Source organism: Streptococcus mitis (assembly GCF_000722765.2).
GTDB lineage: Bacteria > Bacillota > Bacilli > Lactobacillales > Streptococcaceae > Streptococcus > Streptococcus mitis_AQ.
This window is the reverse complement of sequence record NZ_CP028415.1, coordinates 964,090-980,138: the sequence shown is the minus strand read 5'-3', so window position 1 is coordinate 980,138 and position 16,049 is coordinate 964,090. Positions and strand designations below refer to the sequence as shown.

General features: G+C 37.6%; 15 protein-coding genes and 1 pseudogene. 12 read left to right on the top strand and 4 right to left on the bottom strand.

The window, feature by feature from the left end:
* The first annotated feature begins 560 nt into the window (after positions 1-560).
* The 6 genes and pseudogenes from SK637_RS10140 to msr(D) all read left to right on the top strand — a co-directional run bounded on the left by SK637_RS10140 (position 561) and on the right by msr(D) (position 8,130).
* A pseudogene (locus SK637_RS10140) lies at positions 561-1,380 on the top strand (ZIP family metal transporter).
* Between the two features lie 14 nt (positions 1,381-1,394).
* Positions 1,395-1,772, top strand: a complete 378-nt coding sequence (locus SK637_RS05145; RefSeq protein ID WP_000076060.1) for an ArsR/SmtB family transcription factor — start codon at positions 1,395-1,397, stop codon at positions 1,770-1,772.
* Positions 1,741-3,828: a heavy metal translocating P-type ATPase gene (locus tag SK637_RS05140; RefSeq protein ID WP_000712649.1), complete on the top strand. Its 2,088-nt coding sequence runs from the start codon at positions 1,741-1,743 to the stop codon at positions 3,826-3,828. The genes SK637_RS05145 and SK637_RS05140 overlap by 32 nt, the downstream gene beginning before the upstream one ends.
* 945 nt (positions 3,829-4,773) lie before the next feature.
* Positions 4,774-4,944 carry a hypothetical protein gene (locus SK637_RS05135; RefSeq protein ID WP_000873143.1) on the top strand — a complete coding sequence of 57 codons (171 nt, stop codon included), beginning with the start codon at positions 4,774-4,776 and terminating at the stop codon, positions 4,942-4,944.
* A 385-nt stretch (positions 4,945-5,329) separates the two neighbouring features.
* Positions 5,330-6,547, top strand: coding sequence for a macrolide efflux MFS transporter Mef(A) (mef(A), locus tag SK637_RS05130; protein WP_000417519.1), 1,218 nt, complete (start codon positions 5,330-5,332; stop codon positions 6,545-6,547).
* Positions 6,548-6,666: 119 nt separating this feature from the next.
* Positions 6,667-8,130 carry an ABC-F type ribosomal protection protein Msr(D) gene (gene msr(D), locus SK637_RS05125; RefSeq protein WP_000420313.1) on the top strand — a complete coding sequence of 488 codons (1,464 nt, stop codon included), beginning with the start codon at positions 6,667-6,669 and terminating at the stop codon, positions 8,128-8,130.
* Positions 8,131-8,247: 117 nt separating this feature from the next.
* On the opposite strand, the gene SK637_RS05120 is transcribed toward msr(D), so the two are convergent.
* Genes SK637_RS05120 through SK637_RS05105 form a run of 4 tightly spaced genes read right to left on the bottom strand, consistent with a single transcriptional unit; the run spans position 8,248 to position 9,492 of the window.
* Positions 8,248-8,547, bottom strand: coding sequence for a DUF5960 family protein (locus SK637_RS05120; RefSeq protein WP_001072467.1), 300 nt, complete (start codon positions 8,545-8,547; stop codon positions 8,248-8,250).
* Complete coding sequence (locus tag SK637_RS05115) at positions 8,534-8,902, bottom strand: hypothetical protein (RefSeq protein WP_000567222.1); 369 nt, start codon at positions 8,900-8,902, stop codon at positions 8,534-8,536. The genes SK637_RS05120 and SK637_RS05115 overlap by 14 nt, the downstream gene beginning before the upstream one ends.
* 12 nt (positions 8,903-8,914) lie before the next feature.
* The gene (locus SK637_RS05110) at positions 8,915-9,250 is read right to left on the bottom strand and encodes a DinB/UmuC family translesion DNA polymerase (protein ID WP_000806926.1); all 336 of its coding nucleotides are present in this window, start codon (positions 9,248-9,250) and stop codon (positions 8,915-8,917) included.
* Positions 9,247-9,492 (bottom strand): hypothetical protein, encoded by a 246-nt coding sequence (locus SK637_RS05105; protein WP_001813542.1) that lies wholly within the window; start codon positions 9,490-9,492, stop codon positions 9,247-9,249. The genes SK637_RS05110 and SK637_RS05105 overlap by 4 nt, the downstream gene beginning before the upstream one ends.
* Positions 9,493-9,815: 323 nt before the next feature.
* On the opposite strand from SK637_RS05105, the gene SK637_RS05095 reads away from it, so the two are divergent.
* The 6 genes from SK637_RS05095 to SK637_RS05070 all read left to right on the top strand — a co-directional run bounded on the left by SK637_RS05095 (position 9,816) and on the right by SK637_RS05070 (position 15,721).
* Positions 9,816-10,622, top strand: coding sequence for an alpha/beta hydrolase (locus SK637_RS05095; protein ID WP_033688825.1), 807 nt, complete (start codon positions 9,816-9,818; stop codon positions 10,620-10,622).
* Between the two features lie 11 nt (positions 10,623-10,633).
* The gene (locus SK637_RS05090) at positions 10,634-11,488 is read left to right on the top strand and encodes an ADP-ribosylglycohydrolase family protein (protein WP_033688824.1); all 855 of its coding nucleotides are present in this window, start codon (positions 10,634-10,636) and stop codon (positions 11,486-11,488) included.
* 111 nt (positions 11,489-11,599) lie between these two features.
* Positions 11,600-12,481 (top strand): diacylglycerol/lipid kinase family protein, encoded by an 882-nt coding sequence (locus SK637_RS05085; protein WP_033688823.1) that lies wholly within the window; start codon positions 11,600-11,602, stop codon positions 12,479-12,481.
* A gap of 63 nt (positions 12,482-12,544) precedes the next feature.
* Positions 12,545-13,048 (top strand): phosphoribosylanthranilate isomerase, encoded by a 504-nt coding sequence (locus SK637_RS05080; RefSeq protein ID WP_033688822.1) that lies wholly within the window; start codon positions 12,545-12,547, stop codon positions 13,046-13,048.
* 161 nt (positions 13,049-13,209) lie between these two features.
* Entirely contained in the window at positions 13,210-14,949 is a 1,740-nt protein-coding gene (locus tag SK637_RS05075; RefSeq protein WP_033688821.1) for a glycoside hydrolase family 13 protein, read from the top strand.
* Between the two features lie 274 nt (positions 14,950-15,223).
* Positions 15,224-15,721: a hypothetical protein gene (locus tag SK637_RS05070; protein WP_050489876.1), complete on the top strand. Its 498-nt coding sequence runs from the start codon at positions 15,224-15,226 to the stop codon at positions 15,719-15,721.
* Positions 15,722-16,049: the final 328 nt, after the last annotated feature.

The window sequence follows — 16,049 nt, the reverse complement described above, 5'->3', positions numbered from 1 at the left end:
GGCTTTTTGCTTTATGGTGGGGAAGTATTAGAGTAAGTAATTTTTGGAGTGAGTGGAAGTGATAGTTAGGAATTCTCAAATTCTATTTCCATTTACACTGTGGGTACGTTTTTATTTCCATTGACAAGGAGTTTGAGGGAATAGAAACGTACCCACCTATATGAAAAAATCACGAAAGGTTTGATCTATGGAAATCAGTAGAAATTAGGTGATACAATAACACGTTATAAAAACCTTGAAATCAGTATGTTTCAAGGTTTTAAGTACTCTTACGGATAGCATTGGGAACATCTAACTTTCTTGAGGAGTAAAGTTTGTTTCTCAATATAGTAATCGTTAAATTGTGTCGAAGCGTTATATGATATGATAATTCCAAATAGTCCTTTGGGCTTTTTATGGCATTGTGATATTCTCTAAGAACACGAGATTGCTTCAATAATTTACAAAGTTATGGGGATTTCTCATAGCTTTTTTACTTTCTTCCTTGACAATTGAGCGAGTGTTCAACTATAATGATAATAGTTGAGTGGTTGTTCAACTGAATCATCGATTATTGAGGTATGAGATGTAATTTTTCTTCTCTATCACCAGTAATGCAAGCTTTATTAGCTGGCTTATTCAACTGGTTTTGTACCCTTATCGGTGCTAGTTTGGTCTTTTTTGTCAAAACCATTCATCAAAAATTCATGGATATGATGATGGGCTTGGCAGCGGGTATTATGACGGCAGCTGCAGTCTGGTCTTTGCTTGTCCTTTCATTTGGCTATAGCCAGTCAATGGCTGCAAACAGATTTTACTGGTTGCCGACGGCTGTTGGTTTTTATTGTCGGGAGCTTAATTATCCGCTTTATTGATTATTTGGTTCCCCACCTGCATTTGAATCAACAGATGAGTGATAAGGAAGGGATTTTGAATCCCCAAAGACCCTTATCAAAGACCATGCTGCTTTATCTGGCGGTAGTGATTCATAATATACCAGAGGGCTTAGCAGTTGGTGTGGCAAATGCCACAACTGGACTTTCCTTTACGTGGATGAGTGCCCTTGGATTAGCCTTGTGAATTGGTATCCAAAATATTCCAGAAGGCTCTGCCTTGTCCTTGCCGCTACGGGCAGAAGGGCGAAGTAGGAAATCAGCTTTCTACTATGGCGCCATGTCAGCGATTGTTGAGCCGATTGCAGTTGTTTTAGGGGCCTATGCTGTTATGTCTATGCCCCAGCTACTATCTTATGCTCTCTCATTTGCGGCAGGAGCCATGATTTATGTTGTAGTGGAAAAACTTGTGCCAGGTGCTCAAGAACACAAGAATACCGATATTGCAACAGGTGAGTTTATGGACGGATTTCTAATTATGATGTTACTTGATACAACTTTAGGATAGGAGGAATACAAAATATGTCACAGTGTTTAACAGCTTGTAATCCAGATTTAATTCAAGGGGTCCATGAGACGGAGTTTGATACCGTTACATTGCTAAATATGTCCAATTTTTTTAAGGCGATTTCTGATCCAACTCGTTTGCGGATTTTACAAGCAGTACGGCAAAAAACAATTTGTGTCGGAGACTTAGCGATTGCGTTACAGATGACCAAATCTGCTATTTCTCACCAACTACGCTATCTGCGGGACTGCCAATTGGTCAAGGGGGAGAAAAAAGGAAAGATGACCTATTATGAACTTGCGGATAATCATGTCGCATCAGTCTTGTCTTTGACACTGAAGCATTTGAAGGAGGAAAAACATGAAGAAAGAGTATGTACTTCGGGGAATTGACTGTGGCAATTGTGCTGCTAAGATTGAACGTGCTGTCAATCAATTGGAGCAGGTAGAATCTGCCACTGTCAATCTGATAGCTCAAAAGCTGACTTTGGAAACAAAAAGCGAAGATGGGATAGATAAGGAAATTATTGACTTAGTAGATGCTATTGAACCTGGAATCGAAGTGATCAGTGAGAAAAAGGAAGAGGCACTTCCAGAAAAACGAGATTGGGCGAAAGAGCTGCTACTTGCTGTTACGATTCTATTTGCCTTCGGCTTTTTCCTGCCAGAGGAGTATTTCTGGATTCGTCTGGTCTATTATCTGACCCTATATATCATTATCGGTCATAAGGTTCTTATCAAGATGGTTCAAAATATTCAACGTGGCAATATTTTTGATGAAAACTTTTTGATGAGTATCGCGACCTTAGGAGCCTTTCTCTTGGGAGAATTTCCAGAGGCAGTAGCCGTCATGCTTTTTTATCAGATTGGGGAGTATTTCCAAGACAAGGCCACCTCTCAATCTCGTCAGTCCATTGCACAATTGATGGATATTCGGTCGGTTAAGGCTTGGAGACTAGAGGGGGGAGAAGCCGTTCAAGTAGACCCTGAAACAGTAAGGGTTGCGGACCATATTTTAGTTAAGCCTGGGGAGAAGGTGCCCCTAGATGGTCTGGTCAGAAAAGGTCGTTCTATTCTGGATACGTCAGCCTTGACAGGAGAATCACTGCCTAGGGAAATTGGCGTTGGTGAGGACATTACAAGTGGTGTGATCAATTTGACTAGTCCATTGGTAATTGAAGTGAGAAAGACTTTTTCGCAATCAACGGTCAACAAAATTTTGGAATTAGTTGAAAATGCAAGCAATAAAAAAGCGGAGACGGAACGGATGATCACACGTTTTTCGCGTGTGTATACACCAGTGGTTGTCGGAATCGCTTTTCTGCTTGCAAGCCTGCCTCCCTTGCTTGGTTTAGGGGAGTGGTCGACTTGGCTTTATCGGGCACTTACCTTTTTAGTCATTTCTTGCCCTTGTGCTCTTGCGGTTTCGGTACCAATGAGTTTCTTTGGCGGGCTAGGGGGAGCATCTAAATTAGGTGTCTTAGTGAAAGGTGGAAATTATTTAGAGGCTCTTGCCAAGTTGGATACGGTCGTATTTGATAAGACGGGGACAATTACAAAAGGTATCTTTGCGGTAGATACCGTTGTCAACGCAGAAGGTATCGAGGATAATATTCTGTACCTCGCTGCCCATTTGGAAAGCTATTCCAATCATCCAATCGCAAACTCGATTCGAACAGCCTATGGACAGGAAGTGGACGAGAATAGGGTGAGTCAGATTACCGAGCTACCAGGGCAGGGCATGTCCGGTAGGATAGATGGCAGACAGCTCTATCTTGGGAATGCTAGATTAATGGAAGTTCAAGGGATTGCTTATCCAGCTATTGACAGCACAGGAACAGTTCTCTATTTGGCAGAGGACAGTCACTTTTTAGGCTATTTCCTTATCACAGACCAAGTGAAGGAGACGAGCATCGAGGCCTTGAAGGATTTACAGGCGGTCGGAATTAAAAAAACGGTTCTCCTTTCAGGTGATCGTCAGGCAGTGGTTGATGAATTTGCACAGCAATTTGCCTTCAATGATGCATTTGGAGATTGCTTGCCTCAGGATAAGGTGAGTACATTTGAGGAAATTCTGACTCAGTCTCAGCAGGCTGTTGCCTTTGTTGGAGATGGAGTGAATGATGCACCGGTTCTTGCTAGGGCAGATGTTGGTATTGCTATGGGAGGGCTAGGTTCGGACGCAGCCATTGAATCAGCAGATGTTGTACTGATGGATGATGACCTTGGAAAACTTCCTCAAGTCATTCGACTGGCTAAAAAGACAGTCAGAATAGCTCGGCAAAACATGACCTTAGCTATTGTAGTTAAACTAATTTTCTTGGTTCTAAGTGGATTGGGAATTTCTAATATGTGGGAGGCAATCTTTGCAGATGTTGGTGTAACGCTACTGGCAGTATGGAATGCATTGAGGACCTTGAGGATAGATACCTCCACTTTGTCAAAGTAAGTGAACAAACAGAGCGATATACAAGTTTTTGTATAATCGCTTTTTTAAACTATGATATGGGCTTTAACGATTTTAACCTAAATCTAGTAACCGTTGAACGTGCATCAATAGAACACACTATGACCATCAACAAGAACTACGTTACTTTCATTAAGGGTATTTTCTGGTAAATTTCAAAAATAAAACCTTGATTTTGCGCCATTTCTTTTTTTCCTTCCCGAAGGCGCGGGAGTACACCCCTTTTGTTAAGGATTTATCCCTTTTTAAATAAAAATAATACAAGTAGGACACTTCTAAAAGTGATCTACTTTTTTTAAATATTTTCATTCTAAAGTTTAATTTTAAACAACAACTCTATCACTTTCGTTATATAATATAGATGTTGACTAACTCCACATGTTGAGGCGGTAAGTTTGCTAGTCAAGGAGTAAAACGACGAAGATTAGCATTTACTTCCGCCCATGCGATAGCTGTCCGTGATTGACAAGTGCTAGCACGCAGACAGAACGGAGATAGCGAACCGCTGAGTGTGTCGCTCTGCTCGTAAAAGCTTAGAAACCTTTGAACGAAAGGGATAATGAAAGCCTTGATTGCAAGGCTTTTTGCTTTATGGTGGGTAAGTATCAGAGTGAGAAAATTTTTGGAATGAGTAGAAGTGATAGCTAGAAATTATCAGTTTCTATTTCCATTTACCCTGTGGGTACGTGTTTGTTTCCATTGACAAGGAGTTTGTGGGAATAGAAATGTACCCACCTTGTTTGAATCAAGTGAAGTGTAGTTGAAGGAAATCTGTTGAAAGCAATACTTCATTTTACCGAATAAGTAATAATTTAGGCAACTTCAAATCGATTAAAAAAAACTATTTTAAAGGTTAAGAGTAGACAAAAATTGTCCACTCTTTTTTGCAAACTCAATTTATCAATAAATGAAATGAGGGAATGTAAAATGAAATATTTTGAGGTTGAGTTAGAAAATCCTGATGAATTTTTAAAACTACAAACAGAAGATTTTGTGAAAGCTAATCGCTTGCTACTAAGGAAGATAATCCAGAGCGTTACAGTCTATGAAGAAAACTTCGTCATATCCTTTAAATCTGGCATCGAATTGGAAGTATGAGTCTCATTCCATAACTTTTATATTGAACATATCATCTTGTTGTGTTATACTATAAATTGATATAAACAAAGATGTAGGAGGAACCGAAACTATGACAGCCTCAATGCGTTTAAGATAAGCTGGCAATAAAAAAAGCAGAATCTATACCCGATGATAGGCTTTTTTGTTGTGCTTATTTATACGATATTGAGCATTCATTAGTTACGGTGAGGATATTGGTTATTTAACTATACCTTTATTTAACTATGTCTTTAATATGAATGTTTCCAAATTGTATGTATGCAGACCAAAAGCCACATTGTGGGGTTTGGCCTGCATTTTTTATTGCCTAGAATGCTATTCAAAATAGAAATTCAAGCAAAATAATATGCAGGAGATAATATAAATGGAAAAATACAACAATTGGAAACGAAAATTTTATGCAATATGGGCAGGGCAAGCAGTATCATTAATCACTAGTGCCATCCTGCAAATGGCGATTATTTTTTACCTTACAGAAAAAACAGGATCTGCGATGGTCTTGTCTATGGCTTCATTAGTAGGTTTTTTACCCTATGCGATTTTGGGACCTGCCATTGGTGTGCTAGTGGATCGTCATGATAGGAAGAAGATAATGATTGGTGCCGATTTAATTATCGCAGCAGCTGGTGCAGTGCTTGCTATTGTTGCATTCTGTATGGAGCTACCTGTCTGGATGATTATGATAGTATTGTTTATCCGTAGCATTGGAACAGCTTTTCATACCCCAGCACTCAATGCGGTTACACCACTTTTAGTACCAGAAGAACAGCTAACGAAATGCGCAGGCTATAGTCAGTCTTTGCAGTCTATAAGCTATATTGTTAGTCCGGCAGTTGCAGCACTCTTATACTCCGTTTGGGATTTAAATGCTATTATTGCCATCGACGTATTGGGTGCTGTGATTGCATCTATTACGGTAGCAATTGTACGTATACCTAAGCTGGGTAATCAAGTGCAAAGTTTAGAACCAAATTTCATAAGGGAGATGAAAGAAGGAGTTGTGGTTCTGAGACAAAACAAAGGATTGTTTGCCTTATTACTCTTAGGAACACTATATACTTTTGTTTATATGCCAATCAATGCACTATTTCCTTTAATAAGCATGGAACACTTTAATGGAACGCCTGTGCATATTTCTATTACGGAAATTTCCTTTGCATTTGGGATGCTAGCAGGAGGCTTATTATTAGGAAGATTAGGGGGCTTCGAAAAGCATGTATTACTAATAACAAGTTCATTTTTTATAATGGGGACCAGTTTAGCCGTTTCGGGAATACTTCCTCCAAATGGATTTGTAATATTCGTAGTTTGCTGTGCAATAATGGGGCTTTCGGTGCCATTTTATAGCGGTGTGCAAACAGCTCTTTTTCAGGAGAAAATTAAGCCTGAATATTTAGGACGTGTATTTTCTTTGATCGGAAGTATCATGTCACTTGCTATGCCAATTGGGTTAATTCTTTCTGGATTCTTTGCTGATAAAATCGGTGTAAATCATTGGTTTTTACTATCAGGTATTTTAATTATTGGCATTGCTATAGTTTGCCAAATGATAACTGAGGTTAGAAAATTAGATTTAAAATAAACAATATTGGAGGAATATTTATGTATCTTATTTTCATGTAACTCTTCCTGCTAAAATCGCAGGGTTTTCCCTGCATACAAGCAAATGAAAGCATGCGATTATAGACAGGAGGAAATGTTATGGAATTAATATTAAAAGCAAAAGACATTCGTGTGGAATTCAAAGGACGCGATGTTTTAGATATAAATGAATTAGAAGTATATGATTATGACCGTATTGGTTTAGTAGGAGCAAATGGTGCTGGAAAAAGCACTTTACTCAGGGTACTTTTAGGAGAATTAACTCCCCCAGGATGTAAAATGAATCGTCTGGGTGAACTTGCCTATATTCCCCAGTTGGACGAAGTAACTCTGCAGGAGGAAAAAGATTTTGCACTTGTAGGCAAGCTAGGTGTTGAGCAATTAAATATACAGACTATGAGCGGTGGTGAAGAAACAAGGCTTAAAATAGCACAGGCCTTATCGGCACAGGTTCATGGTATTTTAGCAGATGAACCTACGAGCCATTTAGACCGTGAAGGAATTGATTTTCTAATAGGACAGCTAAAATATTTTACAGGTGCACTGTTAGTTATTAGCCATGACCGCTATTTTCTTGATGAAATAGTAGATAAAATATGGGAACTGAAAGATGGCAAAATCACTGAGTATTGGGGAAACTATTCTGATTATCTTCGTCAGAAAGAGGAAGAACGTAAGAGCCAAGCTGCAGAATACGAACAATTTATTGCGGAACGTGCCCGATTGGAAAGGGCTGCGGAGGAAAAGCGAAAACAGGCTCGTAAAATAGAACAGAAGGCAAAAGGTTCTTCAAAGAAAAAAAGTACTGAAGACGGAGGGCGTTTAGCTCATCAAAAATCAATAGGAAGTAAGGAAAAAAAGATGTATAATGCTGCTAAAACCCTAGAGCACAGGATTGCGGCCTTAGGAAAAGTAGAAGCTCCGGAAGGCATTCGCAGAATTCGTTTCAGGCAAAGTAAAGCATTGGAGCTCCATAATCCATACCCTATAGTCGGTGCAGAAATTAATAAAGTATTTGGGGATAAGGCTCTGTTTGAAAATGCATCTTTTCAAATTCCGTTAGGAGCAAAAGTGGCGTTAACTGGTGGTAATGGAATCGGAAAAACAACTTTAATCCAAATGATCTTAAACCATGAAGAAGGAATTTCTATTTCGCCTAAGGCAAAAATAGGTTACTTTGCACAGAATGGTTACAAGTACAACAGTAATCAGAATGTTATGGAGTTTATGCAGAAGGATTGTGACTACAATATATCAGAAATTCGTTCAGTGCTAGCATCTATGGGGTTCAAACAGAACGATATTGGAAAAAGTTTATCTGTTTTAAGCGGTGGAGAAATTATAAAATTGTTGCTTGCTAAAATGCTCATGGGTAGATATAACATCCTAATAATGGATGAACCCAGTAACTTCCTTGACATACCAAGTTTAGAGGCTTTGGAAATACTAATGAAGGAGTACACCGGAACTATCGTGTTTATCACCCACGATAAACGATTACTCGAAAATGTAGCAGATGTAGTTTATGAAATTAGAGATAAGAAAATAAATCTGAAACATTAAATTTAAGGTAGTCGCTGGTCAGTATAGTCTGTTCTGGTTGGCGACTCCATTGTTAAAGAGTATAAAGACTTTAGATTTTATGAATATTAAAAATAGGAACAGTCAATTGAACTGCTCCTATTTTTCTGCTAAATATATTGTAGTTTTCTTATATGTATAATGATAGATTAGCGGATTCTCATCTACGGTACTTACTTCAAATATGAAGAAGTGATCGCGGTTATCTCTGGACTTTTCCTTATTGAGGACAAAGTAATTCTTACGTGAAGTCGCCATTGTTTTTAGGATATCATCAGTTAGGAAGGTCAATGGAATATTCATGTTAGAGTAGCGGTAGAAGTCACGTTCAAAATCTTGGTAGCTCTCGCTATAATAGTCCATTTGTAGGTGATTACGCTGAAACTCAAGCTGATTCATAGAGCACCTCCTCGACAAGTTCAATACTAATAATGTCTTTTAATTTCAAATTGATGTGACCTGTTGTAGTTTTTATCAAAATGAAATCTTTGGTCAGACTTGGTATTGTTCCAGTGTAGGAAACACGCTTGTTTTTTTCAATCACTTGAATGCGTGTGCGTAGCTGCCCGGCGTATACTTGACTGAGGAGTAATAATTTCTTCTCTAGTGATAAGTCAGACATGTACGTTACTTTGTTTGTATCATCAGAGAGTGCTGATGCATGTTCAGATAGGAAAAAGCCCATCCATTTTTGCATCTTTGTATCCTGGTACTCTCTTGCTGATTGAAATGGTAAATATGAACGGTCAATCATATCAAATCCTTTCTATGCAGAGGCAAGGGTATTTTTATCAAATTGAATCGTAAAACCTTGAATTCCCCCACCTGTGTAACATTCTTTAAAGCGATTGATTACCTCAGTATAGATTATCACAGATGAGCTTGTTGGCTTAATGCTAAATGTAAATTCCAATGGTAATCGGTTTTCAGATTTAGCATGTACTAGTCGTATCGATATTTCAGTTGTTTTGAGTTTTCTCTGACGAAGTTTTGAAGTTGCTGTTTCAACGATTCCATGTAAAAATCTTTCAAGCATTTCAATATCATTACATCCTTTGCTACGGATTTCTGAAAATTGTACTGTATTTTTTTCTTGTTTCATTTTAATCCCTCCAATCCACCCGCGGAATGACCACCGATAAGTTTACTGCGTTCAATATTTCTGGAACCTTCAGTTAGGACGGTTCCTTTTTGTATGGCTAAAAAACCAAACTGTTCTCTGACAACATCAATAGCTGTCTGAAGTCTATTATCTTTTTCAATTTGTTCTACATCATCAAAGAGTGATAGTAGAGTATAGCTTTCATCTACGAAGCCACTATAAGATACACCAATTTGTCTCACTGCACCAGAGGTGTATTTTTTCGGAATAATACAAGTACATGACTCACCATTGTTTTGGGGAGATTTGCGGGTTCAATTTTATTCTGAGCATTTATAGATTTTTTCATCTCAGTCCTAGAATAGCCAATATGAATAGAAACGACAGTAGTCAATACTAGGGCTACTGTTCCGTTCCACAGTATCATTTAAAAATCATTTTCACACCCTTTCGTCTATTAGTATAGAAGAAAGCTCTCAGCACATGTTGAGGCGGTATCACTGCTTGTACGAGCTGATTAAACATGGGTGTAGCTAGTGAAAGTTCTACAGTAAGGAGTTTAAACATGAAATTCCATGAATTTGGTGATAAGAATTTGCCTCCTATTTTACTGATACATGGTGGTGGAAGTTCTTGGTGGAATTATCTTCGTCAAGCACGAATCTTGTCAGAAGAATATCGTATTATTCTACCCACTTTGAATGGCCACGGCGAGGAATATCAACTTGATTATGTTTCTACTGAAGATTCTGCTTTGGAGATTCTAGACTATATCAAAGCAAACTATGGTGGGAAATTGTTTGCAATCGGTGGTGTTTCACTTGGTGGTCAAATTGCCATGGAGCTTTTGTCTTTAGACAGTGAAATTGCTGAGAAGGCCATCATAGATGGAAGCCTCTGTATTCCTCAACCAAGGTTAGCTAAAATCAGCATCTTTCTAGTGTCTCTATTTGGTAAATTGATGTTCAATAAATTCTCTTGCAAACTTCAGTTAAGCATGATGAACAAACTCTATCCTAAACTGGCTTATCCAGAGGAAATAAAAGCTTATTATTTGGAGGATTTGCCAAGAACCCCTGTCAAAACATTGGTGACCATTTACAAAAACTATATGGGATGTTACAAGCTGAAAGATATGATTTCTGCTAGCAAGGCTCAGGTTCTGTATATCTATGGTGAAAAAGAATTGAACTGTGTGAAAGAATCAGCGAAATTATTTCATCAGCTACATTCAAATACAATTTTGTATGAAGCAAAGGGCTATAATCACGGCTATTTATCAGCTTACCTGCCTTATGAGTGGATTGATTTGGTAGCGCCATTTTTAAAGAGTGACTCATTAGAAATGTGTAACGAATCAGATATGCCATAAGGGGGAATACCATGCTAGGAGCAATTATTGGAGATTTTGTAGGTTCAGTTTACGAATGGAACAATATCAAAATAAAAGACTTTCCTTTATTTCGGAAGGACTGCTTTTTTACAGATGACACGGTTATGACCTGTGCTGTTGCAGAAGCAATTATGAATGGTGGACAAAAAGACGACTTCATTGACGCCATGAAGAAATATGGCAGAATGTATCCGAATGCTGATTATGGTGCTCGGTTTAATGCATGGCTAAATAGCGATAACCGTGATCCTTACAATAGCTTTGGGAATGGATCAGCTATGCGTGTTTCTCCATGTGCTTGGGTCACGGACTGTGGTTTTTATGCGAGAACTGGTATGTGGCCATCATCTAGAGGACTTGCGAGTATTTCTGCAGAGGTAACTCATAATCATCCAGAAGGTATTAAAGGTGCTATGGCTACAGCTGATGCTATCTTTCTGTGTCGTTTTTACTTTGGTGGTTATTGTAGAGAATACGAGCAAGCAATTAATGACAATCATACAGAATGTAAAAGACGGATTAAGGATTATATAGAGAAGACATACGGCTACAATCTATCTCAAACTTTAGATGAAATCCGCCCTAACTATCGTTTTAACGAAACATGTCAAGAAACTGTCCCTCAAGCTATTATCGCCTTTCTTGAGAGTAGAGACTTCGAAGATGCGATAAGAAACGCCATCTCACTTGGTGGCGACAGTGATACTCTCGCTGCAATCACTGGTAGCATAGCCGAGGCAGCTTATGGTATTACTGATTGGATAAAGGAAAAGGCCTATTCTTACTTGGATGAACACTTAAAGGATGTAGTTATGCGATGGGAAAATAGAATAAAAGCGTATTAATCTCCAGTACGTCATATTTCTTTTTTCTGAGTTTTCATTGTATAATAGGGTTACATTTAGTTTCATATAATGAAATATAAAGATTTCTAACGAATATTGAGGAGAATATTAATGAAAAAAGCAATGGTAATTATCAACCCTACTTCTGGTGGCGAGAAGGCTTTGGATTACAAAGAAAAGCTGGAAAATAAAGCAAAAGAATATTTTGAGCACGTAGAAACCAAAATTACCGAAAAAGCTTTGGATGCAACACATTTTGCTGAGGAAGCTTCTCGTGAGCAGTTTGATGCAGTGGTTGTTTTCGGTGGAGACGGGACTGTCAATGAAGTCATTTCGGGTATTGCTGAGAGAGACTACATTCCTAAGTTAGGGATTATCCCTGGTGGGACGGGTAACCTCATTACAAAACTGTTGGAAATCAATCAAGACATCGATGGCGCGATTGATGAACTGGATTTCAACTTAACCAATAAGATTGATATCGGAAAAGCGAATGACAATTATTTTGGTTATATCTTTAGTATCGGTTCTCTGCCAGAAGCGATTCACAATGTTGAAATTGAGGACAAGACAAAATTTGGTATTTTGGCCTATGCTGTAAATACCATGAAGTCTGTCATGACGGATCAAGTCTTTAATATTAAGGTTGAAACAGAAAATGGAAATTATGTTGGTGAAGCTAGCCATGTGTTGGTTCTCTTGACAAATTACTTCGCTGATAAAAAAATCTTTGAAGAAAACAAAGATGGCTATGCCAATATTTTGATTCTGAAAGATGCTTCTATATTCTCCAAATTATCCGTCATTCCTGATTTACTAAAAGGAGATGTTGTCAGCAATGATAATATTGAGTATATCAAAGCTCGTAATATTAAGATTTCTTCAGATAGTGAATTGGAGTCAGATGTTGACGGCGATAAATCGGATAACCTACCTGTAGAAATCAAAGTCCTAGCTCAACGAGTAGAAGTATTTTCGAAACCGAAAGAGTAGAAGGTAAAAATTAGTTTATTATTCACAACGAAATTAAGTTCTATATCAACGATTGGAGGAGGAATGAATTCTCTATTTGATGAATTTCGAATAATTTGTTCTCATTTAAACCAAGTCGGAATCACTCCGACGCTCATGGGGTCTTTGGGGTTTGAATACCGATCAAATGAAGAATGGGGGCCGTCTGACATTGACATTCATGTGCCTGGTGATCCTAGAGGTTGGGAAGCACCTGATCATCTCAGAATTTATGAGTGGGACAAGATAATGAAAGTGATGAAACACTTAGGCTATTCCTTAATAGATATTCATGAGCATGAATTCCAAAAAGATGGTCTGAGTGTTGAATTCGGAAGTATAGATTCTTTACCTGATTTTGCAGGAGTTTCGGAATCGGATATAGAGCTGATTCATCTCGAAAACATCACTTTTCGCGTTCCAAGTTTGGAACAGTTTTTAAGTATTTACAAGGCTTCTTCCCAAGATTCCTATCGAAATGATCACAATAACAATAAGGATTTTAAAAAAATAGAGTGGTTGCAAAGATATTTTTTAATCATCATTTGAAAAGTAGCAAGTTGTAAGACTGGCTGCTTTTTTATTTATAGAACCAAACCACTAGAATCTACGGATAAGCCTTGAAAATAAAATACGAAAGTAGTATACTAGAATCACAATTATGAAAACGTTTGCGTAAAATTGGAATTAAAACTCTAGGAGACAAATTAATGGAATTAAGTGCTATTTACCATAGGCCTGAGTCAGAGTATGCCTATCTTTACAAGGATAAGAAACTTCATATTCGGATTCGAACTAAGAAAGGGGACATTGAAAGCATCAACTTGCATTATGGTGACCCTTTTATTTTTATGGAGGAGTTTTATCAAGATACAAAGAAAATGGCCAAGATAACTTCTGATGCCATCTTTGATTATTGGCAGGTTGAAGTGTCCGTTGACTTTGCACGTATCCAGTATCTCTTTGAAGTCACGGATACAGAAGGTCAAAGTATTTTGTATGGTGATAAAGGTTGTGTGGAAAATTCTCTAGAAAATCTCCATGCTATTGGGAATGGATTTAAGTTACCCTATCTTCATGAGATTGATGCCTGCAAGGTTCCTGACTGGGTTTCAGATACGGTTTGGTATCAGATATTTCCTGAGAGATTTGCTAATGGAAATGCTCTATTAAACCCAGAAGAGACTTTAGACTGGGATTCATCTGTCACACCTAAGAGTGCTGATTTCTTTGGTGGTGATTTACAGGGGATTATTGACCATCTGGATTACTTGCAAGACTTGGGCATTACTGGACTATATCTTTGTCCTATCTTTGAATCTACGAGCAATCATAAGTATAACACGACAGATTACTTTGAAATTGACTGTCATTTTGGAGACAAGGAGACCTTTCGGGAGCTGGTCGAACAAGCTCATCAGCGTGGCATGAAAATCATGCTGGATGCTGTATTTAATCATATTGGTTCGCAATCTCCTCAATGGCAAGATGTTATCGAAAACGGTGAGGAGTCTGCTTATAAGGATTGGTTCCATATTCAACAATTCCCAGTGACTACTGAAAAACTAGCCAATAAGAGAGAGTTACCCTATCACGCTTTTGGTTTCGAGGACTATATGCCTAAGCTAAATACAGCCAATCCAGAGGTCAAGGATTATCTTTTAAAGGTTGCGACTTATTGGATTGAAGAGTTTGATATTGATGCTTGGCGTTTGGATGTGGCTAATGAGATTGACCATCAGTTCTGGAAGGATTTTCGCAAGGCAGTTTTAGCTAAAAAACCTGATCTTTATATCCTTGGAGAAGTTTGGCATACGGCTCAACCTTGGCTAAACGGAGATGAGTTTCACGCGGTCATGAATTATCCTTTATCTGATAGTATCAAGAGCTATTTCTTACGAGGAATTAAGAAGACAGACCAATTCATCGATGAAATCAATGGTCAGTCTATGTATTACAAGCAACAGATTTCAGAGGTTATGTTTAATCTCTTGGATTCGCATGATACAGAGCGAATCTTGTGGACGGCAAATGAAGACGTTCAACTAGTTAAATCAGCCCTAGCCTTTCTCTTTTTACAAAAAGGAACACCCTGCATTTATTACGGAACCGAGTTAGCTTTAACCGGAGGACCAGACCCAGATTGTCGTCGTTGTATGCCTTGGGAACGCGTATCAAGTGATAATGATATGCTGAATTTCATGAAGCAGCTGATTAATATTAGAAAACAAGCGTCATCAACCATTCAGCACGGCAAGTATAGCCTAAAAGAAATCAAACAAGATATAGTAGCTCTGGAATGGACATACGAAGGCCGGGTCCTTAAAGCGATCTTTAACCAATCAAAAGATGATTATCTTTTAGAGAAGGAAACCGTAGCATTAGCAAGCAATTGCCAAGAATTGGAGAATCGGCTTGTCATCTCTCCAAAAGGATTTGTGATTTTCTAAAAACTAGTTGATGAAGATTATGGTCTTAAGTTCAATTTATATAGTATAATAAGGCTAGTTACTAAACTTGTAAATGAAAATTTAAATGAATTGTAGAGGACATGAAACAAGACAAAGAATTGTTAGAGATTTTGGAGTTCAGTCTAAAGCACATATTAAACTGTTAGCAAATCTACAAAAACATAGTGATGCAGGAGCAACAATTGAAGATGAATATTATGTATTTATCGCTGAGAGTAAAATTGATGGCAAGAAGGAAGTTATTCAGTGTGGCATGGGTGCGGCAAGGGATTTTTTAGAACTAATTAATCACAAAGGGCTACCTCTTTTTAATCCGCTTGTAGGTGATCCTCATGTAAATAATAGACAAGAATATGACAATAGAGGGAGCGGAAATTTACAACCTGAAAAGTGGAATGAAACTGCAAAGCAGCTTTATAATGCTATAATGTGGTTGATTATTTTATGGAATGCTAAGCCGGATACACCTTTATTTAATTTTAAAGACGAAGTAACTAAGTATAAAACATATGAGCCTTTTGAAAGCAGTATAAAAAGAGTAAATACTACTATAAAGAATGGTAGCAAAGGGAAAACTCTGACTGAGATGATTAATGGCTACAGAGCGGATAACGATATTAGAGATGAAATTTGTAACTTTAATATTCTGAAAAATAAAATTCGTGATATGAAAGACCAACAAGAAAATACAATGGAATCCTACTTTTGGTTATTGTTGAATTTTGGGTATTCTATAAAATATCCTAATTGAGATTTAAATAGTAGACTATACAATATAGTTAAAATATCAGTAAAAACAACACTTTATTGAGCTATTGGATACGCTTTGCTAATAGCCTAATAATCACATGTGGAGTGTTGCTACAACGAAAATGGTGATAATTCTTGATTTCAAGCTATTTTATAAGAATTTTGTCTTTGTAGATATCGTTTGCGCATCGAAAAAATTAATACAAGAATAAATATTTATGGCTCTTTAGGTGACTTTTATAGAAGTAAAGTTTAGGATAGAAAAACAAGAAATAATGCACCAAAAATGGTGCATTTTATTTTTCTAAATGTTATAATGGTGTTATCAA

Coding starts and splice junctions, on each gene's coding strand:
- SK637_RS05075 (WP_033688821.1), top strand. CDS start 13,210: ATGGAATTAAGTGCTATTTACCATAGGCCTGAGTCAGAGTATGCCTAT.
- SK637_RS05090 (WP_033688824.1), top strand. CDS start 10,634: ATGCTAGGAGCAATTATTGGAGATTTTGTAGGTTCAGTTTACGAATGG.
- SK637_RS05115 (WP_000567222.1), bottom strand. CDS start 8,902: ATGATTGACCGTTCATATTTACCATTTCAATCAGCAAGAGAGTACCAG.
- SK637_RS05140 (WP_000712649.1), top strand. CDS start 1,741: ATGAAGAAAGAGTATGTACTTCGGGGAATTGACTGTGGCAATTGTGCT.
- SK637_RS05120 (WP_001072467.1), bottom strand. CDS start 8,547: ATGAATCAGCTTGAGTTTCAGCGTAATCACCTACAAATGGACTATTAT.
- SK637_RS05085 (WP_033688823.1), top strand. CDS start 11,600: ATGAAAAAAGCAATGGTAATTATCAACCCTACTTCTGGTGGCGAGAAG.
- SK637_RS05145 (WP_000076060.1), top strand. CDS start 1,395: ATGTCACAGTGTTTAACAGCTTGTAATCCAGATTTAATTCAAGGGGTC.
- SK637_RS05080 (WP_033688822.1), top strand. CDS start 12,545: ATGAATTCTCTATTTGATGAATTTCGAATAATTTGTTCTCATTTAAAC.
- SK637_RS05135 (WP_000873143.1), top strand. CDS start 4,774: ATGAAATATTTTGAGGTTGAGTTAGAAAATCCTGATGAATTTTTAAAA.
- SK637_RS05110 (WP_000806926.1), bottom strand. CDS start 9,250: ATGAAACAAGAAAAAAATACAGTACAATTTTCAGAAATCCGTAGCAAA.
- SK637_RS05070 (WP_050489876.1), top strand. CDS start 15,224: ATGGGTGCGGCAAGGGATTTTTTAGAACTAATTAATCACAAAGGGCTA.
- SK637_RS05095 (WP_033688825.1), top strand. CDS start 9,816: ATGAAATTCCATGAATTTGGTGATAAGAATTTGCCTCCTATTTTACTG.